Annotated in this window: 3 protein-coding genes; all 3 read left to right on the top strand. The window is 35.2% G+C overall.

Annotated features, from left to right (window positions below):
• Positions 1-394 precede the first annotated feature (394 nt).
• Complete coding sequence (locus F6K37_RS36270; protein WP_287255827.1) at positions 395-931, top strand: hypothetical protein; 537 nt, start codon at positions 395-397, stop codon at positions 929-931.
• Between the two features lie 63 nt (positions 932-994).
• A complete protein-coding gene (locus tag F6K37_RS36265) occupies positions 995-1705 on the top strand; it encodes a class I SAM-dependent DNA methyltransferase (RefSeq protein WP_287255825.1) in 711 nt (236 codons plus the stop codon).
• A 19-nt stretch (positions 1706-1724) separates the two neighbouring features.
• Positions 1725-2999 (top strand): aspartate aminotransferase family protein, encoded by a 1275-nt coding sequence (locus F6K37_RS36260; RefSeq protein WP_287255824.1) that lies wholly within the window; start codon positions 1725-1727, stop codon positions 2997-2999.
• The last annotated feature ends 57 nt before the right edge of the window (positions 3000-3056 follow it).

The raw sequence follows: 3056 nt of genomic DNA, 5'->3' as shown, positions 1-3056 counted from the left end.
TGAGTGTATTAATTTAGTACGAGAATTAATGAGACTTAATCGTAATAAATGGAAGTATTATTTACGAGGAATGAGAGCTAAATCGCTTGTCCTGTCTGCTTTATAACTATTTTCGTCGCCCCCCCAGGATTTGGTATTACAACAGCTACATAAAACTTAAAAAAAATAGGTTTTCTTGCACCATATAAAAGGTACTATTGAATAGTGTTTTAACTTTTACCTAACTATATCCCCCCGATTTATCTTATTATGCGATAGACAATACACATTGGGACGCTTGGAGTTACTGGGCAATTGTATAAAACTATTGCGTTTTATATTCGCTTCCAGACGGGAGGAGAAAATCATCCCCGCTAGGTTGTTAACAAAGTTAGTTACCAGAAATAAAAACTAGATGAAATTAGAGAAAACCAATAAACAACTTGATTTAAATAAACAAAAAAGAGACTATACAATAGAAGTTGTCGATCATCAATATATACTCAATCGCTGGAAAGAGATTGAAGCCATTTTATATCGAGTTTTTGGAGATTCAAAGTTTAATGACAATTTTTTGAGGACTCGTCCAGCAGAACATACTTGGAAAAATATTACCGAACCTTATCAAGAAGGTTTAGTGCATATTATCGCACTAGATTTAGATGAGAATATATTGGGTGCATTTTTTGTGATCCCATCTTATAAACCAGAAGGTAAAGAAGACTGCGATTTAGGATGGATGTTTACAATTGAATTATATCCAAAATTTCGCCATGAGATAATGAGTGCTATTATTTATCAAGTACATGAAGTCACTAAAAATGCGGGCTTTAAAAGAATAATTACCGAAATGGGAACAGAAGCAGGAGCAAAATTTTTGGCAAAAAAAAATGGTTATATTCATACACCTAATACAGATAAATTTAATCGATGGACTAAGGAATTGAGTTGATGCAGAGAATACAAAAAATAGAACTTTACCAAACTAGCTATTCAATAACAGTAAGCAAAAAATATGAGCGATCAATATCAAAAACTTGCCCAGTTCTATGATGATTTTGTTCAAAAAAACAGGAACTACGATCAAATTGCGACTGAACTTGCTGAACTCATAGGAGACGCTAGAGATATATTAGACATAGGGATAGGTACAGGGCTAGTGGTAGAACATTTACTGCAAATTGAACCCGCTTACAAAATTACTGGAATTGATACGAGTCAATCTCTATTAGAACAGGCGGAGAAGAGATTAGGAAAAACAGTTAATTTACATTGTCAAAATGTCTCCGAACTCGCTCTGGATAAACAGTTCGATGTTGTCTATTCTCGTGGCGGTGCTTGGACATTTGTTAAGGATCAATTTGAAACAATGCTCGCCAGCCATATTTTATCTTTAGCGGAGATTCAAAAAAGTTTTGATCGGGTTGCCAAACATATCAAACCAGACGGTCTATTGATTATTAGTTCATCTAATGCCTATGGTAATAACTTCGTAGAATTGGAAAATGGCATTGTTCATAAGAGAATTGCTCATACTGAAGGAAACGAAGATGAACGTTATACGATTCTCGATTATCTTTTCTATCAAAATGAAAAATTATTGGCAGAACAAAAACTAAAACTAAGATTAATCAGCTATCAAACTACAACAAAGATGCTTAGTCAAGCCAACTTTGTAGAAGAAAGTATCAAAGCTGAAACATATTTCATCTACCGAAAAATTTAAAGCTGATCTTTCTATAATCATGCAGAATCAAAAACTTTCCCAGGATAGACCCTCTATTCCCCCATACGATTATCAGCCCGATCCCTATGTAGGACTTTCAAAACAACAAATTATTGATTTAAGACAACAATATGTGAACCCAGTGGTTGCAACTTACTATCAACAACCGATTATGATTGTTGAGGGTTCGATGCAATATGTATTCGATGAAACAGGAAAACGTTATTTAGATGGTTTTGCTGGAATCGCGACAATTAATCTTGGTCATTGCCATCCTCATGTTGTTAAAGCTGTACAAGAACAATCGGCTAAGTTACAACATACGACGACACTTTATCTACACCCCACTATTGCTGAATATAGCAAAATGCTAGTGGATAAAATGCCCGATCATTTATCAATGGTTTATTTTGTTAATTCAGGTTCAGAAGCGAATGATTTAGCAATGCTGATGGCGAGGGTTTATACGGAAAATTTTGATATCATTACCCTCCAGAATGGATATCATGGTATGAGTGGTAATTCAATGGGATTAACATCTCAAAGTACTTGGAAATATTATACCCCTCATAATTTTGGTATTCATCATGCTATGAATGCGGATGTTTACAGAGGTGCTTGGAATAACCATGAAAATAATGTTGCTTATAAATATGCCAATGAAGTTAAGAATCTAATTCAATATGCAACCTCTGGCAAGATTGCTGGTTTTATTGCAGAGTCTATTCAAGGAGTAGGGGGAACAATTGTTTATCCAGATGGCTACTTAAAAAAAGTCTATGATTATGTCCATCAAGCAGATGGATTATTTATTGCTGATGAAGTGCAAACTGGTTTTTGTAGAACAGGTGCTTTTTGGGGTTTTGAACTTCACGATGTCAAACCTGATATCGTAACCTTAGCTAAGGGTATTGGTAATGGAGTACCTCTTGCTGCTGTGGTGACAACACCGGAAATCGCCCAAGCATTTACTCAAAAGATCCACTTTAATACATTTGCGGGTAACCCTGTTTCTTGTGCAGCAGGTAAAGCAGTTTTGGAGATAATTGAAAGGGAAAATATACAACAAAATTGTGCCATAGTTGGGGAGTATTTACTCAAATCTCTTCAGCATTTACAAGAAACCCATGAATGTATTGGTGATGTTCGTGGTTGCGGACTAATGATTGGTGTTGATTTAGTTAAAAATCGTCAAACAAAAGAGCCAAACTTTGAGCTAGCTTCCTGGGGGGGCGACGAAAATAGTTATAAAGCAGACAGGACAAGCGATTTAGCTCTCATTCCTCGTAAATAATACTTCCATTTATTACGATTAAGTCTCATTAATTCTCGTACTAAATTAATACACTCA

This window comes from Moorena sp. SIO4E2 (genome assembly GCF_010671945.1).
In the GTDB taxonomy this organism is placed as follows: Bacteria; Cyanobacteriota; Cyanobacteriia; order Cyanobacteriales; family Coleofasciculaceae; genus Moorena; species Moorena producens.
Note: the sequence above shows the minus strand (reverse complement) of the source record. Positions and strands in the feature narration are given on the sequence as shown.